The 19,739-nt window shown below is 60.7% G+C and carries 17 protein-coding genes; 11 read left to right on the top strand and 6 right to left on the bottom strand.

What is annotated here, in order from left to right; all coding sequences use genetic code 11:
- Positions 1-4: 4 nt before the first annotated feature.
- The 6 genes from ACFX4T_RS23355 (at position 5) to ACFX4T_RS23330 (ending at position 4,485) form a co-directional block, all read left to right on the top strand.
- On the top strand, positions 5-598 hold the full coding sequence (locus tag ACFX4T_RS23355; protein ID WP_377654538.1) for a TetR/AcrR family transcriptional regulator: 594 nt from the start codon (positions 5-7) through the stop codon (positions 596-598).
- 172 nt (positions 599-770) lie between these two features.
- Entirely contained in the window at positions 771-1,325 is a 555-nt protein-coding gene (locus ACFX4T_RS23350) for a TetR family transcriptional regulator (RefSeq protein WP_377654536.1), read from the top strand.
- Entirely contained in the window at positions 1,322-1,675 is a 354-nt protein-coding gene (locus ACFX4T_RS23345) for a DMT family transporter (protein ID WP_377654533.1), read from the top strand. The genes ACFX4T_RS23350 and ACFX4T_RS23345 overlap by 4 nt, the downstream gene beginning before the upstream one ends.
- Positions 1,672-2,001, top strand: coding sequence for a DMT family transporter (locus ACFX4T_RS23340; protein WP_377654531.1), 330 nt, complete (start codon positions 1,672-1,674; stop codon positions 1,999-2,001). Before ACFX4T_RS23345 ends, ACFX4T_RS23340 begins: the two co-directional genes overlap by 4 nt.
- A gap of 571 nt (positions 2,002-2,572) precedes the next feature.
- Positions 2,573-4,087: an MFS transporter gene (locus ACFX4T_RS23335; RefSeq protein ID WP_377654530.1), complete on the top strand. Its 1,515-nt coding sequence runs from the start codon at positions 2,573-2,575 to the stop codon at positions 4,085-4,087.
- A gap of 209 nt (positions 4,088-4,296) precedes the next feature.
- Positions 4,297-4,485, top strand: coding sequence for a hypothetical protein (locus ACFX4T_RS23330; protein ID WP_377654528.1), 189 nt, complete (start codon positions 4,297-4,299; stop codon positions 4,483-4,485).
- Between the two features lie 631 nt (positions 4,486-5,116).
- On the opposite strand, the gene ACFX4T_RS23325 is transcribed toward ACFX4T_RS23330, so the two are convergent.
- Together ACFX4T_RS23325 and ACFX4T_RS23320 are read right to left on the bottom strand one after the other, a co-directional pair.
- Positions 5,117-5,623 (bottom strand): P-loop NTPase, encoded by a 507-nt coding sequence (locus tag ACFX4T_RS23325; protein ID WP_377654596.1) that lies wholly within the window; start codon positions 5,621-5,623, stop codon positions 5,117-5,119.
- An 843-nt stretch (positions 5,624-6,466) separates the two neighbouring features.
- Positions 6,467-7,921: an APC family permease gene (locus ACFX4T_RS23320; RefSeq protein ID WP_377654526.1), complete on the bottom strand. Its 1,455-nt coding sequence runs from the start codon at positions 7,919-7,921 to the stop codon at positions 6,467-6,469.
- Positions 7,922-8,418: 497 nt separating this feature from the next.
- Here ACFX4T_RS23320 and ACFX4T_RS23315 point away from each other — a divergent pair, with 497 nt between their 5' ends.
- Complete coding sequence (locus ACFX4T_RS23315) at positions 8,419-8,613, top strand: hypothetical protein (RefSeq protein ID WP_377654524.1); 195 nt, start codon at positions 8,419-8,421, stop codon at positions 8,611-8,613.
- A gap of 410 nt (positions 8,614-9,023) precedes the next feature.
- Here the strand turns inward: ACFX4T_RS23315 and ACFX4T_RS23310 are convergent, their stop codons facing one another.
- The gene (locus ACFX4T_RS23310) at positions 9,024-10,064 is read right to left on the bottom strand and encodes a LacI family DNA-binding transcriptional regulator (protein ID WP_377654522.1); all 1,041 of its coding nucleotides are present in this window, start codon (positions 10,062-10,064) and stop codon (positions 9,024-9,026) included.
- Positions 10,065-10,088: 24 nt separating this feature from the next.
- Between ACFX4T_RS23310 and ACFX4T_RS23305 the strand changes: the two genes are divergently transcribed.
- The 3 genes from ACFX4T_RS23305 to ACFX4T_RS23295 all read left to right on the top strand — a co-directional run bounded on the left by ACFX4T_RS23305 (position 10,089) and on the right by ACFX4T_RS23295 (position 13,624).
- Positions 10,089-11,459 carry an MFS transporter gene (locus ACFX4T_RS23305; protein WP_377654520.1) on the top strand — a complete coding sequence of 457 codons (1,371 nt, stop codon included), beginning with the start codon at positions 10,089-10,091 and terminating at the stop codon, positions 11,457-11,459.
- Between the two features lie 61 nt (positions 11,460-11,520).
- A complete protein-coding gene (locus ACFX4T_RS23300) occupies positions 11,521-13,278 on the top strand; it encodes a glycoside hydrolase family 3 protein (RefSeq protein ID WP_377654518.1) in 1,758 nt (585 codons plus the stop codon).
- Between the two features lie 10 nt (positions 13,279-13,288).
- Positions 13,289-13,624 carry a hypothetical protein gene (locus ACFX4T_RS23295; RefSeq protein ID WP_377654515.1) on the top strand — a complete coding sequence of 112 codons (336 nt, stop codon included), beginning with the start codon at positions 13,289-13,291 and terminating at the stop codon, positions 13,622-13,624.
- Between the two features lie 246 nt (positions 13,625-13,870).
- Here the strand turns inward: ACFX4T_RS23295 and ACFX4T_RS23290 are convergent, their stop codons facing one another.
- The 3 genes from ACFX4T_RS23290 to ACFX4T_RS23280 form a co-directional block, all read right to left on the bottom strand.
- On the bottom strand, positions 13,871-14,866 hold the full coding sequence (locus ACFX4T_RS23290; protein WP_377654513.1) for a zinc-binding dehydrogenase: 996 nt from the start codon (positions 14,864-14,866) through the stop codon (positions 13,871-13,873).
- A 796-nt stretch (positions 14,867-15,662) separates the two neighbouring features.
- Positions 15,663-17,084 (bottom strand): MFS transporter, encoded by a 1,422-nt coding sequence (locus tag ACFX4T_RS23285; RefSeq protein ID WP_377654511.1) that lies wholly within the window; start codon positions 17,082-17,084, stop codon positions 15,663-15,665.
- Positions 17,077-17,517 (bottom strand): MarR family winged helix-turn-helix transcriptional regulator, encoded by a 441-nt coding sequence (locus ACFX4T_RS23280; RefSeq protein ID WP_377654509.1) that lies wholly within the window; start codon positions 17,515-17,517, stop codon positions 17,077-17,079. Before ACFX4T_RS23280 ends, ACFX4T_RS23285 begins: the two co-directional genes overlap by 8 nt.
- A 939-nt stretch (positions 17,518-18,456) precedes the next feature.
- Between ACFX4T_RS23280 and ACFX4T_RS23275 the strand changes: the two genes are divergently transcribed.
- A complete protein-coding gene (locus ACFX4T_RS23275) occupies positions 18,457-19,440 on the top strand; it encodes an acyl-CoA thioesterase domain-containing protein (protein ID WP_377654507.1) in 984 nt (327 codons plus the stop codon).
- Positions 19,441-19,739: the final 299 nt, after the last annotated feature.

Raw genomic sequence — 19,739 nt, 5'->3', positions numbered from 1 at the left:
GAGTATGCGCCGAGGGAAGCCGAACGACCCAGGACGCCGCTCCCGGATTCTGCAAGCAACGCTCGATGTAATCAGGTCCGGGGGCATGAGCGCCGCGTCATACCGGGGAATCGCGGAGCACGCCGGCGTGCCGCTGGGTTCCATGACGTACTACTTCCCCAGCTTTGAGGGCCTTATCTTGAGTGCCCTGGACGCAACCCGCGTAGATCTCGAACCCCGCTATGCAGACCCTCTCAGTGAAGCGCGTACTCAGGCCGACGTCGTTGATGCACTTGTCGAGGCGACGATCGGCGCGACGAGCCCCAGCCTCGACGACATCCGACTCTATGAGGAGATACGCCACTACGGCGCACGGAACGGGAAGGTAGCAGCCGTCCTTCAGGCAGTTGAGGACGATGCTCTCGTGATGCTCCATCGGGTAATGCCGACCAGCACCGCGCTTGCCGTCAATGCATTGCTGTGGGGTTGGTGGAGCCACCGCCTGGCGCACCCCGACACGGAACTGGATGAGGTAGCCGTGCGTCAAGCCTTCCAAGCCTTGGTCGCCATCCCCGCCCCCGGTCACCCCTTCCACGAAGAGGAGCAGAAGCATGCCTGAGAACTCCTCACTCGGGATAGCTTGCTTCGTCGGAGCCCTCAGCGGAGATCGGACCATCCTGCCCGGTCATCGCCACGGAATGAGGGTCGCAGTTCTCGCAGCAACCTGACCACGGACCGTTCAGGTGACCTTGCCTCACAACCCGCATACTTTACCTTCCGGATGGTAAAGTATGATGGTGCGAGAAAGCCAACGTCCCCAAATCCTTGACGCAGGCCTGAGAGTAGCGGGCTCCGACGAGGGTGCCACCGTCACCCTTGAACGGGTCGCCATTGAGGCGGGGGTGACCAAACCGGGCCTGATGTACCACTTTCCGAACCGTGATGCGCTCATGGTCGCTTTGGTCGAACATGCAGCCATCCAGCTACGGCGAAGAATGATTAGCCTCCTCAGCACGAGCCTGGAGATGGCAACAGTAGCTGACCGGTACCGCGCCTACATTCAGGCTGCGGCCGATGGGGAGAACATGCGCGCGGAGTGGGCGCTTTGGTTCCAGTCCGCATATTGGCCTGAACTGCAAGCGGCTTGGACCCGCCAGCTTGAACCCTGGCTGACGCTGCCTGATGGAACGCCTGCCGCGCAGCGCACCCGGCTCCTGACCGCACGCTTGGCTGCGGACGGATTATGGGCCGCCCAAGCCAGCGGTGTACTTAGGCCAAGCGCGGCAGATCGATCCGTAATCCTGGCGCAATTGATCGACCTGACGCGGGAGGGAGAAGCAGAGTGAAGAAATGGCTATCGCTCGGCGGCGCCGTCCTAACGGAGGTGAGCGCAACCCTCGCTCTCAAAGCCGCCATGGAAACGCCGGGCTGGTATGTGTTGGTCGTCGCCGGATACATCTCCGCCTTTGGCCTGCTCACTATCTGCCTGCGCTTGGGTATGAGCATTAGCGTTGCCTACGGCGCCTGGGGCGCAGGTGGAGTCACAACCACTGCGCTTTTATCCGCCCTTATTTTTGACGAAACCCTTACATGGCTAATGGGCCTAGGGATGATGTTCATCCTCGCCGGCGTCGTAACAGTCGAGCTTGGATCGCAAAACGCCAAGCGCCTTCATCAAGCCAAGGACGCGCAATGAGCTGGGTTTTCCTGAGCTTGGCCATCGCTACCGAAGTTGGTGCCACGGTGTCCCTGCGGGCTTCGGAAGGGCTGAAGAAGAAGCTGTGGCTTATTCCCATAGTGGTCGGCTATATCTGTGCATTCGTCTTCCTCAGCATGGCCTTGGCCGAAGGGCTTGCACTTGGCGTGGCCTATGGGATCTGGGTTGCTTGCGGTGTCGCACTCACAGCAATATCAGCCCGTGTCTTCTTCAAGGAGCCCTTAACACCGCTCATGGCCTTCGGGATACTGCTCATCGGCGCAGGAGTTTTGGTGGTTGAAATCGGCGCGGGCCTGGCTCACTGAACACCCAGACTCCCTGGCGAGTAGTGAACCACGTCAGCGACTAACCGGATTCCAGGCAGAAACAGCCAGGTAGCTGGCAGGCTTCGTCATACGGTCCTATCATTCTCACCGCACTATCGACTGTTTCCTATCCAGACCGCGGCACACCTGAATCATTGCTAGTCGGGTTTCGAGACTTCAACTCACCTGATCCGTTGGAAGCCAGGCTACGAGACTTCACTGTTCAGCCCTCCCAATGTGGCTCGACTCTAAGATTGCAGCCTCTTCAGGCGCTGACTCAAATCTAAGAGGCAAAGATTTCCACCATTGACGTTCTCCATTTCCGGAGCGTTACAACCAATGTTGGGTCAAGTCGATTCTTGACCTGATGAGTGACGGTACGATGACTTCCCGACCCTTCAGGGGATCAGGGGCTATACGAACTTGCGGGTGTTTCGTTGGCGAATGTCTTATGGTTCACCCTGTAGATAGCTGATTAGGTATCCCTACCAACGCAGGACCGAGGCCCTTCTTTCAGGCCTGCAGTCTGATGCGACCCCAACTGGCATCTGTGAATCAACGAAGGGTACCAATGTCCACTGGAGATCAAAGATTTGGGAGTGCCACCGGCGCCCAACCTGGCAAGCTGCGTCTGAAAATCAGTGACGTCCGCATAGTCAATAAGGCCGCTTTGAGGCGCGCCGTTGCTGGAACGGTCGTCGGGAACATTATCGAATGGTATGAATTCGGCGTGTTTGCCTACCTCATAACCGTAATGGGGCCTGTCTTCCTGCCGCAGGCCGACCCGACAGTCCAGGCTCTTTACCTGTACGGCACATTCGCAGTGACATTCGTTGCCAGACCACTGGGCGGCGTCTTCTTCGGATGGCTGGGAGACAGGATCGGGCGGCGTAAGGTCCTGACGTTCACGTTGCTCCTCATGTCCGTCTCCACGTTTGCCACCGGGCTGCTCCCCGGGTACGCGGATGTCGGGCTTTGGGCTCCGGCGCTTCTCGTGTTCTTGAAACTGCTGCAAGGGTTCTCCGCCAGTGGGGAATACACCGGTGGCGCGACCTTCCTGAGCGAATATGCACCGGATAAGCGGCGGGGTTTCTATGTTGGATTCATGGGATCCAGCTATCTGGGATTCGCCTTTGGAGCCGGCCTGGTAGCCCTTCTGCAGCTGGGGTTCGGTCAGGACGCGATGCAATCCTTCGGCTGGCGGATTCCATTTCTCGTCGCAGGCCCACTTGCTGCCATAGCCCTGTATTTCCGCTATCGCATTGAAGAGTCGCCAACGTTCAGTGCCGTCTTGAAGGAACGGGCAGAGGAGTCCCGGAGGACCGGTGAGCTGGCAACAAACCCGGGTATCATCCAGGTCATTCGGACCCATGGTCGTTTCATTCTGCCCGTCATGGGTGTCGCGGCCGCAGGCAATGTCATTGCCTACACCATGACCTCATTCACTCCTACATACCTGAACCAGACGCTGGGGTTCCAGGGTTCCCTAGGGACCCTTGTCATCTTCCCGTTGTTCGTACTCGCAGCATTCGCAACCCAGTTTTTTGCCTCGCTCTCGGACAAAATAGGCAGGAAGCGGATCCTGTTCACCGGCGCAATCCTGGGCATCGTGCTTCCGGTTCCAGCGTTCATGATGATGGGTTCGGGCCAAATTTGGGGCGCGCAACTCGGGACACTCTTCATCATGGTCTGCGCAACTCTCTTTTCGTCGAGCTACGCTTCTTCACTGCCTGAGCAGTTCCCGACGCCGTCGCGTTCCAGCGCTCTTGGGCTTGCCTACAATGTGGGAAACGCGGCCTTTGGCGGGACGGCCCCTCTGGTCGTTGCGGCACTTATCGGAGTCACCGGGAACAAAATGGTCCCCGCTTACTACCTGATGGGCGCAGCCCTGCTGGGACTGGTTTCCGTCCTTTTCCTCAAGGAAACAAGCAGGAAGCCTCTCAACGGCTCATTGCCCAACGTGGAAACCAAGGAAGAAGCTCAGTACCTCGTTGATACCCAGGACTCCAACAGCCTCCTCGATCCCGCCGAAATGCCTCTCACCCAAAATGTTCCTTCAGATTCCGGGGGCGGCCGGCGCTTCTAACCGATCCGAAGCCCTCCCGGCCACCTAGCCGGTCGGGCACAAGAGTTCGCATTCGAGAACGACTACATCTGCAGCCGCACCGACCTCAAACCGCCAAGGCCACCCACTCTCACGACTGGGTGGCCTTGGCCACCATCACCAAATACAGCAGCTAACCCCTGCTGGTGGAAATGGCCTCCGAAGGTAGGGGCGGGAAAGGTACTTAGCCGATGATGCACTTTGCGAATCGCGCCCTCACTAGCTCGGGGCAGCGCAGCACCGTGTTGGGTCTTGGCGCGATGGAGTTACGAGGCGCTGCGCACAGGCTGCCCCGTTTACTCGATGAGCTAGTTACAGAATTGCTCCTCAACACTGTCCTGGACGAAGGCATCGGATTCACCGATACTTCAATCGACTAAGCGTCCAATAAGGGCTGTCCCTGGCCCGCCAGCCGGATTGCCTGTCCAACGGCCCTCTTGTCCATGACTGCCCGGGAGGAGGGCGCAGTGCGGGCGATCGGCATATCTTCGACTCTTCCGGACCTCCTCGACCACATCGACCTCGGTGTATTCGAGACCACCCCAGACCCATTTCCGCACTTGAACGTTCTCTTGAAACTGTCTTCCTCTTATCAACGCCAATGGTGCGGTGGTCATCGTGTGGGGAGGAACCCCGCGCAGCGCACACTAGACGGGCGGCGGACAGCGCGGGTGCGTCGCCGCCGAATCTTGCTCTGGATGGTCCGATGGATGGCGATAGCTTTCACGGATTTCTCCTTCGCTTCGCGATGACCCGCGCCGAGGTGTCCACCGCGATAGTTGGAACGGCCTCGCCTGAGCATGTCCGTAAGAATGCCAAAGCTGCAGCTCGGAGAGGTCTCGCAGCGGACGTATACGCGGAAGCGCAGCCACGATCGGACATTGCCGGATTCCGCACTTCGAATCCACGTAAGAGGCCTCTCGACTACGCCGACCCCCATGAAAATACTCGTAGAAGCATCCGCAGTCACTGTCGCTGCACTCTGCGAAGGAGCACCCTGGCAAAACTCCGTCAGTCCCTAGCGGAAACTGAAAGCGGGAGACCGGCGAGACACCGAGGGCGAACCGAGAGTTTCTTAGCGAGGTCCACGAACGCCAGTGCCTCCTTATCCTCAGGCTCAGCGATCACTACCGGGATACCGGCATCGCCACAAACTCGGAGTGCTGTGCTGAACGGGATCGAAGCGAGGAGACCAACTGTTTCGCCTGTCGCGGACAGCTTCGAGGCCACCCCCGCCCCTCCCCCGGCACCGAACGGTTCAAAATGTCCGCCGTCGTCGAGGTGCATTCCAGACACGCTTTCTACGACACCCACCACGCGCTGGTTGAGTTGGCGTGCGAGCGACCCGCTTCGAATAGCAACACCGGAGGCGGCCGACTGTGGCGTCATCACAACAATCACTTCTCCGTGGGGCAACGCCTGTCCCACGGAGATCGACACGTCACCAGTGCCTGCTGGCATGTCGACGACGAGCACGTCGAGTTCGCCAAAAAAGATGTCCGTAAAGGAATTGCTCAAGGGCCCGCTGAAGCATTGGCCCACCCCAGGACACAGCTGAATCCTGGGCACCTTCTGGCAAGAACATGCCAATGGAGATTGCTGTGACACCGTGGGGCGATGGGCGGCAGAACCAAATCGTCGATGCGGGTGGGCCTGACAGCGTGTCCCTCGGCTTCCAGGCGGCCAAGAAGCGCAGGAATCGAGAAGCCGCGCACGTCGGTCAACAACTCCCACCTTGAGTCCCTGGGCCGCCATGGCCGCTGCAAGAGTGGTGGTCACCGTGGGCTTACCCACTCCGCCTTTGCCGCTTGAGACCGCGATGACCCGTGTGAGGATTCCGAGGTGAGCGGGTTGGCTCGGTTTCGACCTCCCGGAAGCTTGGCACAGAGAGCTGCTCTCTTCATGAGTCGTGACAGAAACGCTGACCTGCACTTCCAAAACGCCGGAGACAGATTTCGCGGCAGTCCGCACTCCCGTTCTACACGAAGTGCCATCGGGCAGGCGGAGATCGTCCGCGAGATTCCAATCTCCGCGATGGCTTTCGTTACCTCAACACGCGTAATCACGCCAAGTTCGGAGAGAGGACGCTGTAACTCCGGGTAGGAGACCTACCTGTCTGCTTGGCGTACCAAGTCCGCGGAGTCGATACTGACGCTGCTCATTGCTGTTTCCTGATCAATCGAAAATGGATCTGGGCGCAATTTCCGGGCGGGAACCTGCCCGCGCGCCGAATTCCGGGGTGTCTGACTGCGAGCCGGTTGAGGTGGGCTGGTCGGTCCGACCAGCCCACCTCAACCTGAACATCGCAAGCGAGTCTTCTGTCTCGAGTGTCCTACTGTTGGAAATTAAGACCCTTTATCCTTACTGGCGACCGATGCGGGCATAGGTCTCTGGTCTGGTCCGCCGGTAAACCATGGCCAGGACGAGACCGAGGACGAAGAGGCCGGCGATCAGCACCATGAGACTTGTTGCAAGGCTAGTTGATCCGCCAACAAGAAGGGGAAAATTGACGGCGGCGAGGATCAAACCGGCCCCCAGACCGATGATGGAGACCCCTGGGAAGAAATAGCGGCTCCACGCTGAGTGCTCGTGGCCGTGACGGTGCATGTACACAGGCACAGCGACGCCGGCAACGAAGATCACCCCTAAGATCACGAAGCTGGTGATGCCGAGCATCGCGGTGTAGAAGTCAATCGCTGCCACTCCCGTGAATATCATGATCACATTCAAGACGAGGCCCGCAATGCTTGTCGCGACCGACGCGATGTGCGGGGAGCCGTGGCGCGCGTGCACGCCGCTGAGTTTCCTGGGCAGGATTCCGTCGGCACTGAGGTTGAAGAAGTACCGTGCAGTGATGTTGTGTGCAGCGAGGATAACCGCGAACGTGCTTGTATTCACCATCACGTTTGCCGCGTCCGAGAGCACTTGTCCGCCGAAGTCCTGCAGGCTCTGGGTCATTGAACCTGTCGGGTCGGCCGTGGCGGCCTCGACGACCTGGTCGACGCCTATGGAGTTGATGAAGGCCAGAGATGACAGGCCATAGATGACCATCGCCGTAGCGATCACCGCATAAGTGACGCGCGGGATGATGCGGCTTGGGTTCCGGACTTCTTCACGGAACAGCACCGTGACCTCGAAGCCGCCATACATGCCAAGCGCCAAGAGCAGGCCCAAGGGGAAGGAACCGTCGAGCCAGTGAGCTGGCGCCAGCGGGGCAGCTGAGACCCCGGCGTGATTGGCGCCCCCGCTGACAAAGACCATGAAGTCGTAGGCGACGATGACGACCAGCTCGAGGAACAAGAATATTGTCAGCACCTTCGCTGACAACTCGACCTTCATGAAACCGAGGATGGAGCTGGCCACCCAGAAAATGGTTCCCCAGACGTACCAGGGAAGGTCGGGGCCGTTGAGGGTGACGTGGACCAGCTCACCCAGCACCAAACCGCCGAACGGGAAAGTGCCTGCGTAGACACAGAAGTACCCAAGGAGCGCCACCAGGCCGGAGCCGAGGCCGATCTCGCGGCCCAGTCCGGCCGTGATCATGGAGTAAAAACCACCCGGCTTGGGCATGATCTTTGACATCCGGGTAAATCCCACCGCGAAGGTCGCCAGAATAAGGCCTGCCGTGATAAATGACACCGGGGTCCCCAGGCCAGCGCCGGTGCTGACCATGATGGGGATGATGCCTATCACCACCACCATCGGGGCGTTGTAGGCCATCACGCTGAAGAACAACGAGAGGAACCCCATGTTGCCTTTGAGGTGCGGTTGGCTCCGTGGCGCTACTTCAGATACCACTGGGCTAAGTGCGTCCATTCCAATCAATCCCTTCCAATTGAGAATAGTTTTTTCCGGAGATGGTGGCGATGCCTCATCAAGATGCGGCCATGGGCCTGTCCGGAAAGATTTGACGGCGATTGTTCGGGTGGCCAAGTACCTGCGGGGGCAGGAATCTGGAAACCGGTTACAAAAGACTTTGGGGCCTTGTTCATCTGCTGGTAATTAGATATTTGACGAATCAGTGACCCGGACTTTGGGGTCCTTCTGATCCGCCAGGCTGCTTGGGCTGGAGCCTTGGAACATCGTCTTGTACCTGTTCTCGCACTCAAGCCCGGAACCGTCATCTCAAGGCCCAAGGTCTTCGCGGGCATCCGCACCATGGCGTGAGCAACGGTCTTGGTCATCGTCGTGGCCTTACCGGTCGCTCACGACGCTTCGCGCCGCCGTCGTGCTCTACTAACGTCGGAGGCGTAATGCATCGCAGCCGGGCACACCCCGGTTCGCGGCGGATGCTTTCCGGGTCGTAGGTGAAAGTGGATGATCCATCGGCCCGTTCAACCCGCACCGATGACACGGTCCATGCCAGCTACGCCTACATCGACGCCCTCGGCACCAATCAGCACGTCGTCACCTTCACCAAACGAGTCACCAGAGGGGCAAGATGGCCGGCGTCGCTGCCGCAGACATCCTCGTCGGCCAGCTCCGGGCTGAATTCGACCCGCTCCTAGGGCACTTGCGGCCAAATACGTGCATAGTGGACCAGAACGAAGTCGTTGTCGCCACCAACGCGGCCACCCTTCTGGGTGAAACCCTCTCCAGGTCCCATCCCGCTGAACGGAGAATCGCCCTACCAGGTGTCCTCTGAAGTCTCTGCCTGGGGCAGGGATCAGCGGGAACGCGCCACGCTCGGCGCGTTGCACCATCCTCGACTCCTGAATGATTGGCGGGGAGTCGGGGCAGAACAACGGCGCACACTTCGCCGCATTCTCTTCGCTCACTTCTGCCCACAAAGCCAGCGCCACCAAAGATACCTCGTAAGCGGATCAGACGGTTATCGAAACCCCAAACGGTTGATGCGAGGGTGCGAAGGCTGGGGCGAGGCGTCTAGCCCTCGACGTTGCCCCATAGCCAGCGTGGGCTATGACAAGTGAGCGCGAGTAGAGGCTCGCACTATGAGTTGCGTCGGAAACTCATAGCGCCGGATGGCTGGCGGCGTTTCGGACAATGATTGCAGGAGTAGTTCAGTCGCCGTACGCCCCATTTCGGCGTACGGTTGTCGCGCGGTCGTCAGCTGTGGGGTTACGAGGCTGGCGGCCCTCTCATCGTCAAAGCCCGCGACGCTAATTTCATCCGGAACGCGCCGCTCGCGTGCCGCTAACTCGCGCAATACCGTTGGGGCAAGTTGATCGAATGCACAGAAGACGGCATCGATGCTGCCGTCGCGGTCCAGGAGGTCCCCGAGTTCTGGACACCCGGGGGCCGCTTCATCGAATTCGGTTTCGACGAGGAGCTTTTCATCGATCACAATCCCAGCAGCGACAAGAACATCACGGTAGGCTCTTTCGCGCTCCTGGAGGTAAAAGGAGTTGGCCCAAACGGACTCGCCACCGCTGAATCGTGGGCGGACGAATGCGATGCGGGAACGCCCTATCTCGACCAAGTGCTCAACCACCTCCCGCGCTCCGGCATAGTTGGCCGCAGAGATGGAGGGGAAATAGATGTCGACGCTTGAGTCATCGATCGCGACGCCGGGGATGCCGATGCGATCGCACGCATCCCTGACCGACTTCTGATCAGGAACGCTGACTACGATCACACCCTCGGTCGGCACGTTCGACAGACCGGTAATGGCGTCAGCCAGCGCCCCCTCGCCTCCCCTGACAGGATGAACGAGCACCTGGTAGCCGGCTGCGGCGGCAGTTTCGATGCAGGCGTGGGCGGCAAGTTCCCACCAGCCCCACTGGTTATCCGGCACGATCACGCTGATGGCGTGGAAGCCGCCCCGTCGCAAAGCGCGCGCAGCGACGGACGGGCGATAACCGAGCTCCTGGGCCACCTGGCGGATGCGGTCCCGCGTGGCCTTACTGACGTCGGGATGATCACCCATGGCCCGCGACACAGTCGCAATACCAACGCCCGCGGCTCGGGATACGTCGGTGAGTGTCACCCGCTGCGTCATTACTGCCTCCCAAACTATTACCTCTTGACCGTTGCATTCCTTATTCGCTATCTTAGCGGTAGCGTTTCCGGAAACGTTACCGGTAACGACAATCAACTTTCACTCATCAAGCTCAACGACGAGGAACCCATGTCCACCACAACCCCGGCCAGAGTTGGCCGCAGCCCTCTAAGTTCGGTCAGTCCAGGCTTTATCGCCATCTACGCACTGGCGATGTTTGGCATCTGGATGGCTATCAATCTGCCAGCCTCCGTAACGCTGGCGTTACGGATTTCGGAGATAGACCCCGACGGAAAAACCACCAGCTACTCGATCGCCGCCGGCGTGGGCACGCTAACTGCCGTGCTCGCCAATCCACTCTTCGGCCGTCTCTCGGACCGCACGCGCAGCCGCTTCGGACGCCGGCGCCCTTGGATCGCGATCGGCTTGCTCGGCACCACCCTGGGTGCCGCGGTCATCGGCTTCTCGGACACGTTCCCGATGCTGCTGCTGGGATGGATTTTGATGCAGGCATTCGTCAATGCAGCTATCGCCGCCATCCTCGCTATCGTGGCTGACCGGGTCCCGGAATCGCAGCAAGGATTCATTGGCTCGCTCTCCGGGGCAGCGTCTGCGGCCTCGGTGGTGATCGGAATCTTCTTCATTCAGGCCTTCCCCACGAGCATCTTGGCGCAGATCGGTCTACCCGTAGCCGTGGCCCTCGTCTTCGGTGCAGCGCTACTCGCTGTTTTCAAAGATGATGCTCCGGCGGCCGAACCGCTGCCCCCGTTCGGCCTGAAGGAATTCTTCGGATCGTTCTTCATCGACCCCCGACGCGAGCCCGACTTCGCCTGGTTACTGCTGGCACTCTTCCTCATCTTTTCGGCTTGTGGAGTGGTATCGACATACACCGTGTACTTGCTGCAAGACCTGATCGCAGTGCCCGAGGATCAAATCAGTGGGGCGATCACTCTCTCCTACGCGATCCCCGGGATCGTCGCGTTCGTTGCCGGGCCCCTAGGCGGTTGGGTTGGCGACCGACTCGGTCGACGCAAGCCGGTTATGATTTTCGCGGCCCTGATCGGCGCCGCGGGCATGGTCATCATCGCCGCTTCTACTACCGTTGTTCAATTTCTCATCGGCGTCACGCTCGTCTCCGGCGTCTCTGGTGGTCTGATATTGGGCAGCTATATCGCATTCGGTATCGCGGCCATGCGCGACAAGCTGGCGGCAGCCCGGAACCTCGGCGTCGTCAACATCGCCATCACCCTGCCGTTCTCGATCATCCCGTTCATCGCCCCCGTCCTTCTCGGCGTCGGCGGCGGCACGTCGAACTACGTCGCCCTCATCCTCGTCGGCGGCGCACTGGCGCTTCTGGGGACTGTTCCGCTCTTAGGCATCCGCGCCGCGCGCTGACCCGTACATTCCTACTGCGCGCGGTCCGCGTGGCAAATACCCCACCTCTGAAGGATTTTCCATGAATGTCTATCTCGACCCCACCCAACCCATTGAATGCCGTATCGAGGACCTCCTCGGACGAATGACGGTCGCCGAAAAGGCGGGCCTGATGTTCCATCCCACCACCCAACCGGGCGGCGACTCACTCTCCGACGCGGATGCCCTCCGAGAAGCACAACTCAACGCGGTGGATCGAGGAATCAGCCACTTCAACGTGCTCGGTGGTGGCGACAGCGCAGGCGTCGCCACTTGGCACAACACCCTCCAAGATTTTGCGGGGAGTACCAGACTCGGCATCCCCATCACCCTGTCCTCTGATCCGCGCCACGGGTTCCGGAGCAACCCCTTCACAGGACAATCACTCGAAAGCCTCTCTCGCTGGCCCGAGACAACAGGCATAGCAGCGATCGCGGGCACCGACGTGGCGCGTGAGTATGCCGAGATTGTTCGTCAGGAGTTCCTGGCGATGGGCATACGTGTGTACCTCGGACCAATGGCCGACATCTTCACGGAACCGCGCTGGTCGCGCGGCTTCGGTACATTCGGTGAGGATCCCGCCCGCGTCGCCGAACTGACGGTCGCGTTCATCGAAGGGCTCCGCGGCGGCCGAACGCTGGGTCCGGACTCCGTCGCTGCCGTCGTCAAGCACTTCCCCGGCGGCGGTCCACAGTTGCGCGGGGATGACGCCCACGACCCGCGGTACCCCGAGCAGGTGTATCCAGGCGGCATGCAAGAACTGCATATCGAGCCGTTTGAGAAGGCCTTTGCTGCAGGAGCCACACAGGTCATGACGTACTACGGTAAGCCAGTCAGCACAGAATGGGACGAAGTCGGGTTTGCTTTCAACGCGCCGGTCGTTCGCGACATCCTCCGCAAGCGCCTTCATTTCGACGGTGTCGTCGTGACCGACTGGAACCTACTAGAGGGTGAGCAAATGGGCGATCTTACCTTCGGACCGAATGGTTGGGGCTTGGAACACCTGACCCCAGTTGAGCGTGCCCGAATCGCCATTGAGGTCGGCGTTGATCAGTTCGGTGGGGACCGGAACCCCGCCCTTATCGAGGAACTCGTCGATAGCGGTGCTGTGACCGAAAAGCGCATCGACCAGTCAGTGCGCCGACTCCTGCGCGAAAAGTTTCAGCTTGGCCTGTTTGAGAACCGACATGTCGACGTCGCCCGCGCGCGAACCACCTGCGGTTCGCCGAGCTATTCCCAGAAAGGCGTTGCCGCCCAAAGCGCTTCCCTCGTCCTTCTTTCCGACGAAGCCGGCACCCTACCCGCAGGAGCCACGGTCTTCATCGACGGCATCCAGGATCCCTCGCTCCTCCCGACGACTCCCAATATTGAGGACGCCGATGCGATCATCGTTCGCCTCGAAGCTCCGTTCGAGCCCGGCCGAGGTTCTGTTGTCGCTGAATATTTCCACGGCGGCAGCCTCGCCTTCCCCTCGAACACACTCGACAAGCTCCGCCACTACGCAACCCAAGCCCCTCTCTACGTATCCGTATTTCTCGAGAGACCAGCCATTGTTGGCCCGCTCCTGGACCTCGGCGCAACAGTCATCGGCGAGTTCGGCGCCAGCGATACCGTTGTGATCAACGCGTTCGAAGGAACGATCCCACTTTCCGGAACCTTGCCCTTCGACATCCCTGCCTCGATGGAGGCGGTAGAGAAGTCACGCGAGGACGTCCCGTTCGACACCAAAGAACCCCTCTTCCGTGCCGGATTCGGCATTGCAAGAGCCGACAAAACGCCCCACATGACAGCACAGGCATAGCCACCTGCGATTGGCCCCGACCCGGGTCGGGGCCAATCCCGCGGCACCAACAGTGGTCTGCACCATTTGCGACCCCGAAGCACCGTCCTGCGCAGCGAACTGCCCTTCCGCCGACGTGTCCGGCCCGGCAAAGGTTTACGGCATGGGCGCTTCGCGCGGTACGTCCATGTGTTGGGCGGACCATACCACTCATTGCGACCCTGCGCGGCCACCAGGTGGGCGAGACCTCCTGGCCACATCGACCGCGTCGTTGCATGCGGCGTTCGCGACGATGCTGCGCCAGCGTCCGCAGACCCAGCGCGACAAAGTCGCCATCCGCTCGTTCCACACCCTCGAACGCGACTGACCTGATCGTTGTGCCCCTCGCGGTAATCGATCGGTCGAGCACGTCACGCCAAGTACCGCCCGGGGTTGCCGACAACACGGGCGATCTCACTAGGGAACGGGTGGCGACGATAGGGCCGCCAGCGCGCCCGGCGAGGCAGCTCAGCGTCTACTCGCGCTACGAGAACGCCTGTAACGTGATGAGTCGGTCCCTGAACTCACCTCCCTAGGCGGAGTTTGAGCACGGAGGTGAGTGGGAGACGATACCTCATGGTGCGGGCAGGAGGACGACGTACTTGCCGGGCTCGCGCCGGGACTCGAGGCCGCGGTGCGCGTCGGCCACCATATCAAGTCCTTCGAAGACCTCCGCGATGACAACTTTAAATGCCCCGGATTCGATTGCGTTCAGGTACTGGTCCAGCGCTCTGGCGGGGAGGTCGCTGGCTTCGCCGGCGTAGCTCGTAAGCCGCACGCCGGTGGGGATATTAAAAGGGTCGAAGTCGGGGACGGTCCAGGCCCCGCTGAGGGCGCCGACGAAGCAGACGGTGCCGCCGGGTCGGATGAGTGAGAGCACATCAGGCAGTGCGGTGGCTCCCACGAGTTCGAGTGCGGCGTCGACACCCTCCGGCGCGATCGCCCGGATTGCTTCAGGAAGGGTCTCGTCGTCCCTGAGGGCGTGGTCCGCGCCGACGCTCTTGAGGAGGTCGGACTTGGCGGGGTTCCGGGTTGTTGCGATGACGGTGGCACCGAGGTCGTGAGCGATCGCAATGGCGGTGAGCCCCACGGTGGAGGTGCCGCCGTGGACGAGGACACTCTGGCCAGTCTGCAGCCCAAGCCCGGTGTTGATGGAGCCGTGCGCTGTTTGCAACATCTCCGGGAGCGCCCCAACGATGTCCCAACCTAGGTCGGTGTCGAACGGGATAACGTTCGCGGCATCGACCACTATGTATTCTGCGTAGCTGCCGTCGATGTTTCGGCCCAGACCGCCCATCATTGTGGCAACCTTCTGTCCGGGGGCGAGGTCGACGCCTTCACCGACAGCATCGACCTCGCCGACGCCTTCGATTCCGAGGATCCGGGGAAAGGAGAAGTCGGGACCGGACTCGCCCTGACGGCTGGTCACCTCGGACTCGTTGACTCCGAAGGCCTTCACACGGATACGCACCCATCCTGGGCGCGTATCCGGGATCGGTACGTCGCTGACCGTGAGCCCCTCAAGGTCAGCCGGGCCGGTCAAGCGGATGGCGCGCATCGTCTCAGACATGATGTTGCTCCTTCGTGTGGAATGGGTGATCTTGGGTTGGAGGGGCGACGAAAGCGTTGAAAGCTGGCGCACCGTCAGGTCATTGAAGTTGGCGTGGGCGAGGCGATGACTCCACAACCCCCAAAGCAAAACATTGACAGTGCGAGGGCCTGTTCGGGGTTTCTGGACCGGCAACGGAAAACGATATTTATTGCATAGCCATTTGCACGTAACTGGTTGTTTTTGCCAACGAGCCCTCGGGAATCTGGCGTCCTCTCAATCCCATCCACTTCTCGCCGGGTTCGACGTGATGGGGTGGTGAAATTTCCACCGAGGCAGACCTTGAACACATCGAGGACATCTTCCCCACCGGCTAATTGGCTCGTGCGACCCGAAGGCGTGACATCCGGGCGGGAGTGCAAGCCAATGATTGTGAAGGCACGACGCAGCGGCTGCCTAGGGCCTTCACGTAATCGACACACAAACATACCTACGGAGCAAGCGTCACAGAGCCCTTCCGTCCGCAACAACCTCTCTCACGAAGGACGTGCACAGGACCACCCGGGCTCCTTCAGCCAGCGAAAGGTGGAGGCCACCATTCGGCGCTAGACGGCGAATGATTCTGATTACGCTTGGATCACCTTCGATTCGACAAGCACCGAGTTCTCGTCAGACCGCCGAACGGCCGGTCGGCGGTGAGTCCGTGAGCTTCACCGCTCCTCGTCTTCGTAGCCAACGAGGGCAACGAGGGCAACGAGGGCAACGATGCCAGTCACGTCTAGAGGCAGCATCCAGCTGCCTCTCCACGCTGCTACGTTTACTTGAACAAAGCGTCCGCCCGCCCATCGGCAGCCTGGCCAAAGCGCGTTATCAGGGCGTGTACAAGCAGCGTTGCAAAAACCGCAGCGCAGAGCAGCGCACCGATCGCAAACGAGGTTCCGATTCCGGCACCGGTCGGGTGAAGATCCGGTGCCATGTTGGCTGCCAGCACCGCACCCGACACCGCTGTGCCGAAGGAACTTCCCACATTGCGCAGGACCTGATTGAAACTCACCGAACTACCCAGCTCCTCGGCGGCTACGCTCCGGGCGATCAGCGCCGGCATGGCGGCATAACTGGCACCCATTCCCAGGCCGAACACCAGCATCCCGGTCAGGATCTCCCAGAGCGCAGTGTGGGCGAACCAGAGCAGCATTCCGGCGGCTGCCATAATGCCTGCGCCGATCGGCAGCAAAGTAGCCAAAGGAATCCTGCGCGCCAAACGGCGCACCATACGATTCGCGAGTAAGCTTCCAACCGACAGCGGAAGCATCACAAAACCGGCCCAGAACACGGGCAGGGCAATGCCGTAGCCGGTTGAAGTCGGGGCTTGGGCCACGAGGCTGGAGATTGATAAGCCGATATACATCGCGGCACCCAACCCCATACCCGTGCCATTCGCCAACAACACCTCACCGTTCCGCAGGACCCGAAGGTTGACCAGGGGATGCCGCGTCCGAAGCTCAGTCCGGACCCAACCGGTCAGGACTGCTGCCGCCACGATAAAGCAGCTTATGACCCCAGGAGAGCTCCATCCCCACGAAGGCCCTTCACTGACCCCGAGGAGCAGCAGGCCCAAACCGAGGCCAAGTAGGCTAGCTCCGGCGTAGTCGAAAGGCAGCCGGGGGGCTCGTTGATCGGGTCCCGCTGGCACGACCCGGACCACTACAAAGATCGCCGTCACCACGAACAACGCCGCGAACCAGAAAGCGAACCGGAAGTCGAAGAGCCCCGCAATGATTCCGGTCAGTGGGTAGCCGACGCCAAGGCCGGTCGCGACCGTCACCGATAGAGTCGATATGGAGAATCGCACTTTATCAGCTGCAATGTAGCGGCGGGCGAGAGCGATCGTCACAGGAACGATCCCGTAGGTCAGGCCCTGGAGCGCACGCCCGACCAGGAACACCGTGAAGTTCGGAGCCGCCGCCGCCATGACGGACCCGGCGAGGATGATCCACAGTGCCAACAGTAGGAGCCGCTTCTTGTGTGGTCCGTCGCTGATCCGTCCCATCACCGGAGTGGCCACAGCACCGACCAGAAGGTTGACGGTGAGCATCCACTGCGCCGTACTGACCGGCACGTCCATCTCACGGGCAATTGACGGCACCAACAACATGCCGAGCGAGCTCACGATGGCTGTGGAGAGCGCCGCGTAGACCAGCCCCGGAACCAGGCTTGAACGTACGGCCGGTTCAGTCAACGGACACCTCAGACGCGAGCATGCTCAGGACTGGGATAGCCCCCTCCAGCGCTTTCCGGCCTTCCGGCGCCAACCGTTCCGCAATTGCACGGTCAAGCCCGGCATGCTCGGCTGCCAGCTCCTGAGCTAGTCTGCGCCGTCCCCCGACCGTGAGCATGGCCCTGGTCCGACGACGGTCCTCGTCGTCGGGCACCCGCACCACGAATTCCAGCCGTTCCAGCTCACCGACTGCCGACGAAATTGCTTGGGGGCTGACCAGAGCAACGGCACCAAGGTCCGACGATGCCGCATGCCCTTGCTCCACGAAGCGGCTAAGCACGCCAAGCTTGCCAAGATACATCGTTCGTTCAGCATCGAGGCGCTGCCCCATCGGACGTAGTGCGTCGAAGAAGGAGCGCGTCGTAATTTCGCCTGCGGTTATTCTTGGTTCCACCCCTTAACTGTACAAGGAACTTGACCAAGTTACTTGTGTAATCAGTCACAACCACGAAAGGTCGAGTATGGTTCCGCCTGTGGTACCGGGAAGGTGGTCATAAGGGGGTAGCGGATCCAAGCGGATGGACTAGGCAGGTTCGAGCTCCGAGTGCGTGATTTTGTCCCTTCGGAAAGCTCGGCACTACTGGATTCAGGGGCTCGACAGCAACATTGGAGTATTTGTCGCCAGAGCGGGACCCACCCTCGTCAACGTTCACGGCGTCGGAGTGGAATTTTCAAGGCAGCACTCTTTAGCGTCGGCGTTATGGCTGATCGAGTCGGCATCGAGGCAGCGGTCGCGAGACTCTGCTGGGTAGCGCGACGGCAGCAGAAGTGTGCGCACCATGGGATGAAGCAGGGTTGAAGGTTGCCCGCCCACCCGGAGGCCCGCGTTAGGCTGGATAAGGTCGACACTGCCGCAAGAGTGAGCAAGCCTGGACTCATGTGCCACTTCTCCACCCTCCACGCCCTACGGTTGGCTCCGTGGAAATCACGGCCCTTCTGTTCATATCCCGGGATGTCAATTGGGCGGACTGAAGTCCCCTGCTCGCGAATCTAACTGACCGAAACGCCGCATGAATCAAGACCGCTGCTGAGGGTGCAAATGCATGATCCGGAGGTGTTCGTTGTGGGCCCAGTTAGCGTAAGCGGCGTGCGATGCGGACCCATTCAATATCTTCAAACAGTGACGGGCCTTCGCAAAGCGGTACAACAAACTCGCACCGACCTACCGTGGCGGAGCCATTCTCCGGGCAGTCAGCATCTGGCTGACAGCTTCAGGAGACGCGCCCTGGTACTTCAACGCCATGTGCGCCTTGATGCAAGCCCTCGATGGCAGGTTCACGTCCAATTTACGAAGTTGATTCAGGCCTCGTGGAGATTGCGATATGTTCGGTGAATGGCACTTTCAACATCAGGCAGTGGGCAGTCCTCGCCGGCCGCCGACACTATCACCGCGGCCTCCAGCGGTTCCCGGGCGCCAACCTCGGGGCGAGTCGAGCGGCTTTTGCGAACCCGACTGCGTGGCGCGATGGACGGGACAATCCCGGAGTGCACCGGCTCCATAGTCACCGGCCCCTGGTGCCTGGACCAAGACGGGCGCGCAACGGGATTGTCGGCCGCTGCCCTACTCGACCAAACTCTGGCAACCTCTATCCGCGCTGCGGCCCCGGAGCTTTCTACGATGGTCACGACAGAACTCCAACTGAACTTCCTGGTGCCGCCACCTTCGGACGGCACCGTGCTCGAGGCGTGGACCAGAAGCGGCTTCGTTGATTCCAGGGGAGGCGTGGCCTTTGGCACCCTTCGTGGGCCGGACGCGAGGGAGTACGTACATGCCGTTGGATGGTTCCAAGCGGTTCACTCCGCCCCGACGGGAGCACTCGACTATTTCCATCGCATGGGCGCGTTGCCTCTAGGAGCCACATCCGACGTCACCCTGGACAAGTTGCTAGGGCTTCGTAGTTTGGCGTCGAAGGCTGCGAACGGGGGCCCAGCAGACAGCGACGGATTCGTCAAAGGGCCGGAGCTCCCCTTGATCGAAGAGTTCTTGAATCGCAACGGGACCGTTCATGGAGGGGTGATTACCATGATGGCGGGACTCGCCGCCAAGGCGGCCATGCCCGATTCTGATTCTTTCGATCTCCAGTCCTTGCGGTTGGTGTTCCTCCGCCCGGCCACGGGTCCGATTACTTCTCGGGCAAGAATCCGACATCCCGGCCGCTCCTTGCGCATAGTGGACGTGGAACTGTTCAGCGGCCACACAACTCCAGGCAGCCCGACATCGCATGCACCAGGATCGGAGTCAAGGGAGGAGATTGGCCCTCCCACCAAAAGCAGGCCTATTGCACAAGCCCAAGCGATTCTCCGCCCGGCGCACTGACCGGTCCGTAGTCAAGGTCGAACAACGTGTAGTCGCTGCAGGGGCCGGCGGTGGCTGCCGCCGTCGCCCTTGAGCCGGACAACTTTGGCGACCATTTCGGGAACTCACGGGTCTGGCAGGGGTCAATTGCTCTTGGCATCATGCCCACCGGTTATCTCTTGAATCAGAGGTCCTGATCAGAAGTACTTCCTTGAGCGGCAGAATGTAGATTTCCTCGGAAAGTGTCGGTGCCGGTCGAAAAGTGAGCCATTGTGACGGTTGAAAACTGAGCCACTCGTTCCAAACGATTGGGTGGGTGA

Source organism: Paenarthrobacter sp. YIM B13468 (assembly GCF_042788025.1).
In the GTDB taxonomy this organism is placed as follows: Bacteria; Actinomycetota; Actinomycetes; order Actinomycetales; family Micrococcaceae; genus Arthrobacter; species Arthrobacter aromaticivorans.
The sequence above is the reverse complement of the archived record's forward strand: the minus strand, read 5'-3'. Positions and strand labels throughout refer to the sequence as shown.